Origin of the sequence: Salinicoccus sediminis (assembly GCF_000986795.1) — a bacterium.
Classification (GTDB): domain Bacteria; phylum Bacillota; class Bacilli; order Staphylococcales; family Salinicoccaceae; genus Salinicoccus; species Salinicoccus sediminis.
Window position 1 is genome coordinate 76,696 of sequence record NZ_LAYZ01000001.1, and the last position, 12,984, is coordinate 89,679.

10 protein-coding genes and 1 riboswitch are annotated in these 12,984 nt (G+C 51.4%); all 10 genes read left to right on the forward strand.

Going from position 1 to position 12,984, the window contains the following annotated elements:
• The first annotated feature begins 47 nt into the window (after nucleotides 1-47).
• Entirely contained in the window at nucleotides 48-1,787 is a 1,740-nt protein-coding gene (locus WN59_RS00380; protein WP_046510924.1) for a 2-oxoacid:acceptor oxidoreductase subunit alpha, read from the forward strand.
• Complete coding sequence (locus tag WN59_RS00385) at nucleotides 1,787-2,653, forward strand: 2-oxoacid:ferredoxin oxidoreductase subunit beta (protein ID WP_046510927.1); 867 nt, start codon at nucleotides 1,787-1,789, stop codon at nucleotides 2,651-2,653. The genes WN59_RS00380 and WN59_RS00385 overlap by 1 nt, the downstream gene beginning before the upstream one ends.
• Before the next feature lie 123 nt (nucleotides 2,654-2,776).
• On the forward strand, nucleotides 2,777-4,498 hold the full coding sequence (locus WN59_RS00390) for an ABC transporter ATP-binding protein (protein WP_046510929.1): 1,722 nt from the start codon (nucleotides 2,777-2,779) through the stop codon (nucleotides 4,496-4,498).
• On the forward strand, nucleotides 4,491-6,317 hold the full coding sequence (locus WN59_RS00395; protein ID WP_082099072.1) for an ABC transporter ATP-binding protein: 1,827 nt from the start codon (nucleotides 4,491-4,493) through the stop codon (nucleotides 6,315-6,317). The genes WN59_RS00390 and WN59_RS00395 overlap by 8 nt, the downstream gene beginning before the upstream one ends.
• Nucleotides 6,318-6,368: 51 nt before the next feature.
• Nucleotides 6,369-6,461: riboswitch (TPP riboswitch) on the forward strand.
• Between the two features lie 64 nt (nucleotides 6,462-6,525).
• Nucleotides 6,526-7,107 carry an ECF transporter S component gene (locus tag WN59_RS00400; RefSeq protein ID WP_046510933.1) on the forward strand — a complete coding sequence of 194 codons (582 nt, stop codon included), beginning with the start codon at nucleotides 6,526-6,528 and terminating at the stop codon, nucleotides 7,105-7,107.
• 3 nt (nucleotides 7,108-7,110) lie between these two features.
• Nucleotides 7,111-8,535 (forward strand): ABC transporter ATP-binding protein, encoded by a 1,425-nt coding sequence (locus tag WN59_RS00405; RefSeq protein ID WP_052747200.1) that lies wholly within the window; start codon nucleotides 7,111-7,113, stop codon nucleotides 8,533-8,535.
• Complete coding sequence (locus WN59_RS00410) at nucleotides 8,507-9,301, forward strand: energy-coupling factor transporter transmembrane component T family protein (protein ID WP_231577039.1); 795 nt, start codon at nucleotides 8,507-8,509, stop codon at nucleotides 9,299-9,301. The genes WN59_RS00405 and WN59_RS00410 overlap by 29 nt, the downstream gene beginning before the upstream one ends.
• Before the next feature lie 128 nt (nucleotides 9,302-9,429).
• Nucleotides 9,430-9,852: a RicAFT regulatory complex protein RicA family protein gene (locus tag WN59_RS00415; RefSeq protein WP_046510936.1), complete on the forward strand. Its 423-nt coding sequence runs from the start codon at nucleotides 9,430-9,432 to the stop codon at nucleotides 9,850-9,852.
• 73 nt (nucleotides 9,853-9,925) lie between these two features.
• Complete coding sequence (gene thiW / locus WN59_RS00420) at nucleotides 9,926-10,423, forward strand: energy coupling factor transporter S component ThiW (RefSeq protein ID WP_046510938.1); 498 nt, start codon at nucleotides 9,926-9,928, stop codon at nucleotides 10,421-10,423.
• A 41-nt stretch (nucleotides 10,424-10,464) separates the two neighbouring features.
• Nucleotides 10,465-12,981, forward strand: coding sequence for a DNA mismatch repair protein MutS (gene mutS, locus WN59_RS00425; protein ID WP_046510941.1), 2,517 nt, complete (start codon nucleotides 10,465-10,467; stop codon nucleotides 12,979-12,981).
• Nucleotides 12,982-12,984: the final 3 nt, after the last annotated feature.

The following is a 12,984-nucleotide window of genomic DNA, read 5'->3' on the forward strand; positions in this document are numbered from 1 at the left end:
CAGCCTCGATTCTGATATATTAACATAAGGACAAGGAGGCAATATGTATGAAAGAACAATTGTCATGGAAAGTCGGCGGCCAGCAGGGTGAAGGGATCGAATCGACGGGTGAGATCTTCTCCACGACCCTGAACAGGATGGGGTACCATCTCTACAGCTACAGACATTTCTCAAGCCGTATCAAAGGCGGCCACACGAATAATAATGTAAGGATCTCTGCCAGGGAAGTAAGGGCAGTGAGTGATAATATCAATATACTGGTTGCATTCGACCAGCAGACCATAGACCTTAACGCACATGAACTTGTAAGCGGAGGGATAATCATAGCGGACAGCAAGTTCAACCCGACGAAGGATGAATCACTGGATATCCAGCTTGTATCGATCCCATTCACTGAAACAGCCAAGGAGCTCGGCAGCCAGCTGATGAAGAACATGGTTGCCATCGGCGCCAGCGCGCGGCTCATGAACCTTGAAATGCAGCCGTTCCGGGACATGATCTATACGATGTTCATCCGTAAGGGGGAACAGATCGTAGACAGCAACAATGAAGCGCTGAAAGAGGGTTACGAGCTGATGGACAGTGCAATGGCTGACATTTCGGGAGATTTCGAAATGGTGCCGTCCGAACAGGAGGAACGCCTTTTCCTCATCGGCAACGATGCCATCAGTTTCGGTGCACTGAATGCGGGTGTGCGTTTCATGGCGGCATATCCGATCACCCCGGCAAGTGAAATCATGGAATACATGATCGAGAACCTGCCGAAGGTCGGAGGTACGGTGATTCAGACCGAAGACGAAATATCGGCGGTGACCATGGCGATCGGTTCAAACTACGCCGGCGCGCGCAGCTTCACATCTTCTGCCGGCCCCGGCCTCTCCCTGATGATGGAATCCATCGGTCTTTCCGGCATGACGGAAACACCGCTTGTCATCATCGATACGATGCGTGGCGGACCGTCCACCGGGCTACCGACAAAGCAGGAGCAGTCGGACCTGATGCAGATGATCTACGGGACCCATGGGGACATACCGAAAGTCGTGCTCGCACCGTCCGATGTCGAAGATGCTTTCTATACGACGATCGAAGCCTTCAATATTGCAGAATATTACCAGGTTCCGGTAATCCTTCTTTCCGACCTGCAGATGTCACTCGGCAAGCAGTCATCCAGACCCTTCGACCTGTCTTCGGTTGAAATCAACAGGGGAAAGACGATTACAGAGGATCTGGAGAGGGACGAAGCGGAATATTTCGAACGCTACAGCGATGAGGAGGACGGCATTTCAAACCGTCCGATTCCCGGCGTCAAAGGCGGTATCCATCATGTGACCGGTGTTGAGCACAGTACGACCGGCACACCGAATGAAAGTGCCGACAACCGTCAGGTACAGATGGACAAGCGGATGAGGAAGCTCAAGGACTTCACGATGGATGAGCCTTTCAAAGCGAAGGGCAATGTCGAAAGTGAACTTCTCGTCATCAGTTTCCTGAGTGTCAACGGTGTCGTACAGGAAGCGGCTGAACGACTGGATGCGGATATTACGACAATCAGCCTCAAGCAGATCCATCCATTCCCGATCGATGCACTCCGTCCATATCTCGACGGTGCAGGGGAGATACTCGTCATCGAACAGAACTACAGCGGACAGCTGAACAGTGTACTGAAGATGAACTACCACGGACACGACCGCATCAAATCACATGTTAAATATGACGGTACACCTTTCAAACCGAATGAAATTGAAACTCATATGAGCTCAATTCTAAAAATTAAGGAAGTGTTGTAATGGCTACATTCAAAGATTTCAGGAATAACATAAAGCCGAACTGGTGCCCCGGCTGCGGCGATTTCAGTGTTCAGGCCGCCATCCAGAAGGCATGTGCGGCCAACGGCCTGGAGCCGGATGAGCTGGCAGTCATTACCGGCATCGGATGCAGCGGACGCCTGAGCGGCTACATCAAATCATACGGTTTCCATGCCACCCACGGACGCAGCCTGCCGGTTGCGCAGGGTGTCAAGATGGCAAATGACGAACTCACTGTCATCGCCTCCGGCGGTGACGGCGACGGGTTTGCCATCGGCATGGGACATACCGTCCATGCACTGAAAAGGAACATCGATATTACCTATATCGTCATGGACAACCAGATTTACGGACTCACGAAGGGACAGACTTCCCCTTCATCTGAAAAGGGGTTCGTCACAAAATCCACGCCGAACGGTTCCATCGAGAATGCAATCCAGCCGATCAGGACCGCGATGGCGAGCGGTGCAACCTTCATCGCACAGAGCGTAAGCTCCGACATCAAACAGCTCACTGCCATCATACAGGAGGCGATGAACCATAAAGGCTTCAGCTTTGTGAACGTCTTCAGCCCATGTGTCACCTACAACAAAGTGAACACATACGACTGGTTCAAAGAGAATCTGACTGCTGTTGAGGATATCGAAGGTTACAATCATACAGATCAGAAAGCAGCGATGAATCACATCATGGAACATGAGGGCCTCTTAAAAGGCATCATCTATCAGGATCAAGAAGCATCTTCATATCAGGAACAGATCGAGGGCTACCTCGATCAGCCGACAGTCAAAAAAGAGATGACCCTTGAGAGGGAAACATTCGATGATCTGATGGCTGCATTCAGATAAACCAGTGTGCATCCCGGGCAAAATACTGCCCGGGATGTATTTTTTTATTTGTATATCAAAAATTTTTGAATTGTGTCATAATTGGGATAATAGTTCGGTAACCGAAAGAAGTGGGTGGGACGATTGCTTACGGTATATAAATTTGCTCTGACTTATAAATGGTACATATTCGTTGCGCTGTTCTTCATGAGCATAGAGCTCGCAGTGGAACTCGCGCAGCCTTATCTGATTTCGAAAGTCATTGATGACGGCATCGTGGCCGGTGACATCAACACTGTATGGTTCTATCTTATGGTGATGTTCCTGATCAGCATGGCTGCATTCTTCAGTGGCGTGATCAATTCATTCTTTTCAAGCCATATCGCCAACGCTTTCAGCTATGATCTCCGGACTGCACTTTTCAGGAGGATCCAGTACTTTACACTGACGACACTGTCGAAGTTTCCGACATCAAGTCTGATTACCCGGATGACGCAGGACGTACTGCAGACGGAAATGCTTCTTTACATGTCACTCAGGATCGTACTGCGCGCACCGCTGATGGTCGTCGGTTCGCTGATCATGTCATTTGTGGTCAATCCGACGCTCGGGTTCTATCTTTCCTTCCTGACGCCGGTACTTCTTCTGTTCCTGATCATCGTGTCGGCCAAAGGGGGTAAAATATTTCTCCGCGTACAAAAGCGCCTGGATAAGATCAACCGTTTCATCCAGCAGAACCTGGAGGGGGTCAGGCTGATCAAGGCCAATGACCGCGGGTTGTTCGAGACGAAAAAATTCCAGGAAGTTGCAGGGAGGCTGAGAGATGACACAGTCTATGCACTCAGGCTGATGGAATCGATCATGCCCGTGCTGCTTCTCATCATCAACGGCAGCCTTCTCGTCGTCATCTGGATGGCGTCCGACCTGCTGCAGTCGGATACTGTCCAGGTCGGGGAAGTTGTCGCTGTCATCAACTACGGACTCAGGATGCAGGGCGGTTTTTCAATGTTCGCGTTCATCATAATGGCATTCAGCCGTTCCAAGGCGTCAAGCGAGCGCATGGAAGAGGTGCTCAAGTCACCTGTCAGCATCAACAGGAAAGATGGGACGCTGAAAGAGGACAGGGCCGGGACAGTCAGGTTTGAAAACGTTTCATTCAGATATCCCGGTGCCTCGAGATATATTTTGAAAGATGTCACATTCGATGTTGCGGCCGATGAAAAGTTTGTCATCATGGGTGGCACCGGGTCTGGCAAGAGTACGCTGCTCAGCCTGATTCCGAAGATGTATGATGTCAAGGAAGGAAAAATATATGTGAACGGCAAGAGTCTCGAAGAGTGGGAAGAGGATGATCTGAGACAGACGATCGGCTACGTTCCCCAGTCCGCAGTCCTGTTTTCAGGCAGCATCTATGAAAATCTCTTGTGGGGCAACCTTGAAGCTGAAGAGTCGGAAGTCCTCACCTCCACTGAAAAGGCGCAGATCCACAGCTCGATCGAGGCGTTCGACCACCGCTATGAAACACGGGTCGGACAGAGGGGCGTCACTTTATCCGGCGGACAGAAGCAGCGGTTGTCCATTGCCCGCGCACTGGTCAGGAAACCATCCATACTCATTTTGGACGACAGTACCTCAGCCCTTGATATCCGCACCGAGTCAGCTCTTTGGGAAGCACTGAAGGACGAAAATGCGACCCGCATCATAGTGACACAGAAAGTGATCACTGCAAAGTCGGCCGACCGTGTCCTGCTGCTTGACGGCGGTGAGGTCAGTGCAATCGGTACACATGATGAACTGATGGCTTCATCCGGACTTTACCGTTCGATTGCAGAGTCACAGATGGAAGGAGGGCACCTCGATGATTGATTTTATCAGACGGCCTTTTGGCCATGAACCGGTCCTCGGGAAAGAGGATATCGGGCGGAGGAAACGGAAAGAAGATCAGCGTGCAAGTGACGTGAGCGGTACACTCAAGCGGATGTGGCAGTTCATTACGGAGGAAAGAAAGCTCCTATGTCTGATCATCATGCTTGTTGCACTCACCAGCCTGCTCAGCATCACCGGTCCCTTCCTTGTCGGCTATATCGTGGATAATTATTTCGTCCAGCGTGAGTTCGATGGCCTGTTCCGGATTCTGATGCTCCTGCTCTCAACATATGTCCTGCTGTCGGTCAGCCAGTACAGTGCGGCCTTCCTGATGGTGGGTCTTTCACAGCGTACAGTCTATAAGCTCAGGGACAGGCTTTTTTCACATATGCAGAACCTGCCTGTGCACTTTTTTGACAGGCGGCAGCATGGTGAACTGATGAGCCGGATGACAAACGATATCGAGACGATATCCCAGACGCTCAACACATCATTCATCCAGTTTACGACGAGTGTCGTCACATTGCTCGGGACGCTGAGCGTCATGCTCTATCTGAGTCCGCTGCTGACGCTGCTGACCGTCACAATCATACCGGTCCTCATACTGGCTGTGGGTTTCATTACACGCCGTACCGGTCCGCTGTATAAAAGGCGGCAGCGTGCGACCGGTGAACTGAACGGCTATATAGAGGAGATGGTATCCGGCCAGGAAATCGTCAAAGTGTTTTCGCAGGAGGAGACGGCGATAGAAAACTTCAGCAAACGTGCCGGGAAGCTCCGTGACATCACATTCTGGGCGTTCCTCTACGCCGGTCTTATACCGAAAGTGATGAACATGCTCAACAATATCAGTTTCACGATTGTCGCGGGGGCCGGCGGACTGCTCGTGTTCTATACCGACGGGGTGGTGACGATCGGCACCATTGTTGTCTTTGCCGAGTATGCCAGACAGTTCACGCGGCCGCTCGCTGATCTCTCCAACCAGTTCAACCAGGTGCTGTCTGCGATTGCCGGGGCGGAACGGGTCTTCGGCATCATCGACACCGAACCCGAAGAGGATGAAGGCGCGATCCGGGACAGGGAAATACAGGGCGAGATCGGTTTCAGGGATGTGACATTCTCCTATGACAAGGATCAGAAGTCGCCGACGATCAGCAGCCTCAGTTTCAGCATCGCAGCAGGTGAATCGGTCGCTCTGATCGGTGCGACCGGTGCCGGCAAGACCACCGTGATGCAGCTGCTTGCGAGATTTTACGAGACGGACCGGGGCGAGGTGACGATCGACGGTGTCGACATAACGGATTACAGACGCACAGTGATAAGGTCTCAGACCGCTTTCGTGCTTCAGGATCCTTATTTGTTCGAGTCGACGATCCGTGAAAATATCCGTTATGGAAAACTTGACGCGACGGATGAAGAGGTCACAGAAGCGGCGAAGCTCGCCAACGCCCACGGTTTCATCATGGAGCTTGAGGACGGCTACGATACGATGCTTGAAATGGATGAGGGCTTCGTCTCCCAGGGGCAGAAACAGCTGATTTCCATTGCCCGTGCACTGATTACCGATCCCGCCATACTGCTGCTCGATGAGGCGACCAGCAGCATCGATACAGTCACTGAACTCAAAATCCAGGAAGCACTCGAACGACTGATGAAAGACAGGACCAGCATCATCATTGCGCACCGGCTGAATACAATCAAAGCCGTGGACCGGATATTCGTGCTGGACCAGGGGGAACTGGTCGAGAGCGGGAGCGAGGAAGAACTCATGGCGCTTGGCGGCAGATACCACCGGATGATAACCGACAGCCGCAGCTAGGCTTCACAAAAGCATTCTTTTGTATTATGATGGTATTAACCGAATAGAAGGCATGACCACTAGGGGTGTCCGCATGCGGACTGAGATTCACCCTTACTACCTGATCTAGATCATACTAGCGTAGGGAAGTGGCATATTTTTTGAATATGCACACCACTCCGCTAGTGGTGTGCTTTTTATTTGAAAAATATCATTGGAGGTTTTTCTTTTGGCTTCACGAAAAGGGTTAACACTTACTGACGTATTGATTACAGTGGTAATCGCATTGGTTTTTGCAATCATCTATTCGATCTGGGGCGGCGTATATACGATGCTCCAGCCGCTCGGGCTCCACTTGAATGAGCTGGTCTACGGCATGTGGTTCATCGCCGCCGTAGTGGCCTACCTCATCATCAGGAAGCCTGGTGTGGCAATCATTGCGGAATTTGCAGCAGCATCCGGAGAGACCATCGTCATGCTGCAGTTTGATGTGATGCTGATGCTTTACGGACTGCTTCAGGGACTGGCGTGTGAAATCGTATTTGCGATTGTGAGATATAAAAGCACTGCACTGATGGTTGCAGTGACAGCGGGAGTGGCTGCGGCACTGTCCACCCTGCCGCTCGACTGGTATTACGGCTATCTCGGGCAACTTGAGACATGGAACCTTGTGCTGATGATCGGCTTCAGAGTGTTGAGTGGTGCACTGATCGCCGGCTGGCTGGCACATGCGCTCTACAGAGGGCTCGGGGAGACCGGGGTGCTCAAACTGGTGGGTGCCCGCAGCCCGCACCGCAGCGAGGAGTTGTAGAAGATGGTGATGGACATTGCAAATCTCAGGCTCAGGTTTGACGGAGAGGAGGAGAATCTCTTCCACGGTCTTGATATACGGGTGGAGGAAGGGGAGAAGGTGCTCCTGCTCGGGCCGAGCGGCTCCGGGAAGAGTACACTGCTCAATATTATGGGCGGCCTGATCCCCCGTGTGATTGAGATACCCATGAAAGCCGACAGGCTCCAGGTATCGGATGACTGCGCATATGTATTCCAGGATCCGGACTCACAGTTCACGATGCCGACAGTCGGGGAAGAACTCGGATTTGTACTTGAAAATAAAGGTGTCCGGCAATCGGAGATGAAGCAGAAGTTCACAGCTGTCCTTGAAGCTGTCGGGCTTGATGTTTCTTTCGGAAAGGATATCCAGGAGCTCTCAGGCGGCATGAAGCAGAAACTTGCGATAGCCTCGGCTCTGCTCCAGGACTCGCATACACTGTTTCTCGATGAACCGGCAAGCATGCTTGATGAAGAATCTGCAAGGCACGTCTGGGACACGGTTGAGAGCATATGGGAGAACCGTACGGTCGTCATCATCGAACACAGGGTGGAGTATATATGGGATAAAATGGACCGCGTAATACTGATGGATGACTCGGGCGGAATTGTATGTCAGGGTACACCGGAAGACATGCTCACGAACCATGGAAAACTGCTTACAGCATTCGGTGTCTGGCATCCCCGCTCATGGGAAAACGCTCCGGTATTGCGGCGTGCAAAACCATCAGAGCAAACTCTGTTGGAGGCGCAAAGCCTGGATGTCAGACGAGGTGAGGATTCCATCCTCAAAGTGGACGGGCTGAAGATCAGGAAGGGAGAATGGGTGACCATCGAAGGTGCCAACGGCACAGGCAAGACAAGTCTGCTGCTTGCACTGATGAAACTCATTCCATCTGCGGGCGGTCTTTATTACCGGGGGAAAAAGATCAGGAAGACAAAGGATATTGCCGGCGGTGTATACCCGGTTTTCCAGAATCCGGAACTGCAGTTCATTACAAATAAAGTTTTCGATGAAGTTTTCATCAATCTTGAAATGCACTTTGACAAAACAGAGGCGATGCGGCAGACCGGTAATATACTGGAAAGGTTCGGGCTTTCTGCAGTTTCGCATCTCCATCCTCTTGAAATATCGACAGGGCAGAAAAGGCGGCTGAGTGTAGCGACCGCTGCAGGCGGCGTGCCGGAGATCATCATGCTTGATGAGCCGACATTCGGCCTCGATCAGAGGCAGACGTTCAGGATGCTGGAGCTGTTTTCGGAGATGACCGGAGCGGGTACGTCAATCGTCATGATCACACATGATGAGGAAATCAAAAGACGGTATCCGTCAAGGCGGCTGCTGATCGAAGATGGAAGGCTCGCGGAAAGGACGGCGGTAAATGATGCTCCAGTCAATCAGGAAGTATGAGACTTTTGTCGACCGCTCTAATCCCATCACTAAAATAGGGCTTGCGGCGGTGCTTTTCTTAACAGTCGTTCTCATCCATAATCCGAACTACCTGTTCCATCTTTCCCTTCTCCTGCTGCTCGCGATGATAATACTGTCCGGCGTGAAACTCCGTTATCTTGCAGCTCTGATTGCAGTCATGCTCCTGCTCGGTTCCATATCGAGCCTCTACATGATCTTCTACGGTGAAGGCACGACCACACTGTACAGTTTCGGAATCATCCATATTACCGAGGAGAGTTTCGTCCGCGGGATTCATGTGATGATGCGCGGGCTTGCAGTGTCATTCTTCGGCGCACTCATCATTTTCACGACCCGCATCACGGATGTTTTCTATAGTCTGATGCAGCAGCTGTCGCTCAAGCCCAAATATGCCTATTCGTTCATGGCTGCGGTACGCATGGTGCCGATAATCATTTCGGAGTATGTGGTGCTCAGACAGGCGAGGAAGGTGAGAAGGGCGCTCATCCACAAAAAATATGTGACGGGGATGAAAGGATTCAAAACGACGATCATCACACTGCTGAGCCAGAGCATAAGGCGCGCGTACCGTCTTGGGATAGCGATGGAATCGAAAGGCTTTGATGACGGACCGAGAACCTACTATCACCGGACGTCGTTTTCGATATCCGATATCTATCTCTTGCTGTTCATTGGCGCATGCATCTTCATGTCATTCCAGCTGGGCCAGATAATTACGCCGTTTGAGACTACCGATGCAAGATAGGGATTTCCGGTGAAATAGCTTTGAAATATAGGCTGAAAACAGATATACTGTATAGGAGAATTTATTAATGAAAATGCACGTGCCCGTGTTTCATGGACGCTGCAATTTGATATAAAGGTGGAAGCAGGATGTATAGCAAAGATGAAATCGTAAATGAGGCAAAGCAGCTGGGCAAGATGATGTCAGAGACCGAGCAGGTTGAATTCTTCAAGAAAGCGGAAGCGAAAATCCATGAGAACAAGGATGTCCGCGAGAAGATGGCGAGTCTGAAGAGTCTGCAGAAGCAGGCTGTCAACTTCCAGAACTACGGTAAGGAACGGGCCTACAACCTGACAGAGGAGAAGATCAAAAAGATCGAGGCGGAACTGGACGAAATGCCTATTGTCACTCAGTTCAAGGAATCACAGGGGCAGGTCAACGAACTGCTCCAGATGGTGTCACACGCCATAAGCCAGACTGTGACGGATGAAATTATCACCACAACAGGCGGCGACTTGCTTCAGGGCGAAACAGGCGCTGCGATGAGAAACAAACCCAACCAGGGCAATTGAAACAGAATGAACGGTAGACGAAGGACTGTACATCCGATTGGTGTACAGTCCTTTTATAAAATGGAGGTATTATATGACAAGGAAACTGACTTTGACTGGCGTATTCACAGCTTTGAACGTAGTGCTCAGCATGTTCATCATCATCCCCCTGGGACCGATCAGGGCAGCGCCCATCCAGCATCTCATCAATGTCATAAGCGTCGTATTCACCGGCCCGTGGGGCATTGTGCAGGCATTTCTGTCCTCGACGATACGCATACTTCTGGGGACGGGGTCGCCGTTTGCATATCCAGGCAGCATGGTCGGTGCACTTCTTGGGTGGCTCCTCTACAGGCGCTTTGGGAAACTTTCATCGGCCGCGGCCGGCGAGGTCATAGGCACGGGGATTTTCGGTTCCATTGCCACACTGCCGCTCATCATGGTGCTCGGACTAGAACTTGAATTCTTCTATGTCTTAGCACCGGCCTTCCTGGTGAGTTCGCTGATAGGCGCCCTCATATCATGGGTACTCCTCGGGCAGCTTGAGAAAAAAGGTGTACTCGACCGCTTCAACAATGAAAGGCGGCCGTGATATAATTCTAGATATACAATCAGAACAATGGAAGTGTTGATATGCAGAAAGTAACACCGATGATGCAGCAGTATCTGAAGATAAAAGACGAGCATCCAGATGTTTTATTATTATACAGGCTCGGGGATTTCTATGAACTTTTCTACGATGATGCGATCACCGCAAGCAAAGTGCTCGAAATCACCCTGACTTCACGTGACAAGAAGAAGGACCCCATCCCGATGTGCGGTGTCCCGTACCACTCGGCGAAGGGCTATATAGAGCGGCTGATCGATCACGGATATAAAGTGGCGATCTGTGAGCAGATGGAAGACCCGAAACAGGTCAAGGGCATGGTGAAGCGGGAAGTGGTCCGCATCATCACTCCGGGGACGCTGATCGATGATTTCGGCATGGAGGACGGCAAGAGCAACTACATCCTTGCACTCAGTGAAGACAGAGGCAGCTACATCACGGCCTATTCCGATATTTCCACAGGTGAGATAAATGCCTTCACAACGGCCGACCCGGTCATACTCAAAAGTGAAATCGACCGCATCCGCCCGAGTGAGATCGTGGTGGAGGAGAGTATCACGGGCATCCTTGCTGAACTGTATCAGGACCCGCCGTCCAATACAACGTACAGCAGCGATGTATTCCATGAACTCGAATGCAGCGCGGAGATTACAGAGGCGGAAAAAGGGACGCTGAGCCTTCTCATATCCTATATCCGCTCTGTAAATATGCGTGAACTGAAGCATTTCAGGACAGTTGAAAAGCATAAGATCAAAGAGACCATGCAGCTCAATTATGCTGCAATCTCCAATCTGGAACTGCTGGAAAGCCTTCAGACGAAAAAGACGAAAGGGTCCCTGTTCTGGTATCTGAATGAGACTGGCACACCTATGGGCAAGCGCAAGCTCAGAAAATGGGTGGAGCGCCCACTGCTCAACGAAAGCATGATCATGCTGCGCCAGGATGCAGTCGAAACACTGCTCGGCCATTTCCTCGAACGGGAGGACATGCGCGGCCTGCTTGATGACGTCTATGACATAGAACGGCTGGTCGGCAGACTGAGCTTCGGCAACATCGACGCAAAGGACCTGGTGCAGCTGAGGGATTCCCTCGGGGTCCTGCCGGACCTCGAACGCCTGCTTGCTGATACCGGCCTGCTCGAATCAGAACTGTTCACAGCGTTCGATCCGCTCTGCGATGTCCACACCATCCTGCAGGAAAGCCTGAACGACTCACCGCCGAAAACCATAAGGGAAGGCGGCATATTCAAGGATGGCTACAGTGAAAAGCTGGATGAACTGCGCTATATTTCGAACAACGGCCGCACATGGCTGAACGGCTACATCGAGGATGAGCGCGAGCGTACAGGGATAAAAAATCTGAAAGTCGGCTTCAACAAAGTGTTCGGCTATTACATCGAAATCTCCAAGGCCAATGCGGTGAACTTTGATGCAGATGCGTTTGACTACAGCAGGAAGCAGACGTTGACGAATGCGGAACGCTTCATCACGCCGGAACTGAAAGAGATGGAATCCAAAATACTGAGTGCCCAGGATGAGAGCATCATACTCGAGCATAACCTGTTCAATGAATTGAGGCGCGGCATGGAAGCCTACATCGACAGGCTCCAGACGACGGCGGCCCTGATCAGTACACTGGACTGTGTAATATCATTTGCCACGGTTGCGAATGAGTACCGCCTCGTCCGGCCGGAGTTCACGGATGGTGAACTGCATATAGAAGAAGGGCGGCATCCTGTCGTGGAGAAGGTCATCGGTGAAAATACGTATGTACCGAACTCGCTCACGATGGATGATTCCACCTTCGTCTATCTGATCACCGGACCGAACATGTCGGGTAAAAGCACATACATGCGCCAGACGGCGATCATCAGCATACTTGCCCAGATGGGCATGTATGTTCCTGCAAGATCCGCCAGGCTGCCGATATTCGACCAGATTTTCACCCGGATCGGGGCAAGCGATGATCTTGCAAGCGGCAAATCCACATTCATGATCGAGATGATGGAGGCGAATGATGCACTTAAAAACGCCACCGGCGACAGCCTGCTCATTTTCGATGAGATCGGCCGCGGTACTTCCACATACGACGGCATGGCCCTGGCGCATTCGATGCTCGAGTTCATCCATGATGAAATCGGGGCGAAGACTTTATTCTCCACGCATTATCATGAAATTACGAGACTCGGACAGACGCTCTCCGGCCTCAAGAACGTCCATGTCAAGGCGACGGAATACGACGGCAGACTGGTATTTCTCCACAAGGTGAAGCCGGGGGCGGTGGAGCGGAGCTACGGCATCCATGTGGCGCGTCTTGCGGAACTGCCGGAAAATGTGACGGACAGGGCAGACGAGCTGCTCCACATGTTTGAGAGCGGCACAGAAGCGCCCGCCCATCAGCTGGAACTGGCGCTTGATGATGACGAATCATATGATGACCATCCGATTGTCGATATGCTGAAGCAGACGGATATAAACAATCTGACGCCGATGGATGCGCTGATGAAACTGAACGAGATGAAAAACAGATTGAAAGGCGAGTGATGA

Coding starts and splice junctions, on each gene's coding strand:
- WN59_RS00380 (WP_046510924.1), top strand. CDS start 48: ATGAAAGAACAATTGTCATGGAAAGTCGGCGGCCAGCAGGGTGAAGGG.
- WN59_RS00385 (WP_046510927.1), top strand. CDS start 1,787: ATGGCTACATTCAAAGATTTCAGGAATAACATAAAGCCGAACTGGTGC.
- WN59_RS00395 (WP_082099072.1), top strand. CDS start 4,491: ATGATTGATTTTATCAGACGGCCTTTTGGCCATGAACCGGTCCTCGGG.
- WN59_RS00405 (WP_052747200.1), top strand. CDS start 7,111: ATGGTGATGGACATTGCAAATCTCAGGCTCAGGTTTGACGGAGAGGAG.
- WN59_RS00410 (WP_231577039.1), top strand. CDS start 8,507: ATGATGCTCCAGTCAATCAGGAAGTATGAGACTTTTGTCGACCGCTCT.
- WN59_RS00415 (WP_046510936.1), top strand. CDS start 9,430: ATGTATAGCAAAGATGAAATCGTAAATGAGGCAAAGCAGCTGGGCAAG.
- thiW (WP_046510938.1), top strand. CDS start 9,926: ATGACAAGGAAACTGACTTTGACTGGCGTATTCACAGCTTTGAACGTA.
- mutS (WP_046510941.1), top strand. CDS start 10,465: ATGCAGAAAGTAACACCGATGATGCAGCAGTATCTGAAGATAAAAGAC.